Here is a 607-nt window from a genome sequence, read left to right as displayed (position 1 = left end):
AGTTGATGCTGTGCGGCGGTGCGGAGGAATTGTCCGGCCCCGGCGCCGCCGTGTTCGACACGCTGTTCGCCACCAGCACGCGCAATGACGAACCGTCACTCACACCGCGTCCGTTCGATCGCGGCCGCGATGGTCTGGTGGTCGGCGAAGGTGCGAGCACGCTCGTGCTGGAGGAATACGAACATGCGAAAGCGCGCGGCGCGACGATCCACGTGGAGGTGATCGGCTTCGGCTGCAATTCCGATGGCAGTCATATCACCCAGCCGACCAGCGAGACGATGGCCGTGGCAATGCAAATGGCGCTGTCCGATGCGCAGCTGCCGGCTTCGGCGATCGGCTATATCAGCGCGCATGGCACCGCTACCGATCGTGGCGACGTTGCCGAAAGCCATGCCACGGCGGCGGTGCTCGGCTCGCGTGTGCCGATCAGCTCGATGAAGAGTTATGTCGGTCACACGCTCGGCGCCTGCGGCGCGCTGGAGGCATGGTGGGCGATCCGCATGATGCGCGAGCGCTGGTTTGCGCCGACCATCAACCTGGTCGATACCGACCCCGAGTGCGCCGAACTCGATCACATCATGGGCAGCGGCTGGCACATCGACACCGA

Annotated in this window: 1 protein-coding gene; it reads left to right on the top strand. The window is 65.2% G+C overall.

From position 1 onward, the window contains the following. Positions 1–607 (top strand): beta-ketoacyl synthase N-terminal-like domain-containing protein (locus GSQ77_RS29020; RefSeq protein ID WP_301951195.1); only part of this gene is annotated, 607 nt, incomplete at both ends.

The organism is Burkholderia sp. L27(2015) (assembly GCF_009765705.1).
In the GTDB taxonomy this organism is placed as follows: Bacteria; Pseudomonadota; Gammaproteobacteria; order Burkholderiales; family Burkholderiaceae; genus LMUX01.
The sequence above is the reverse complement of the archived record's forward strand: the minus strand, read 5'-3'. Positions and strand labels throughout refer to the sequence as shown.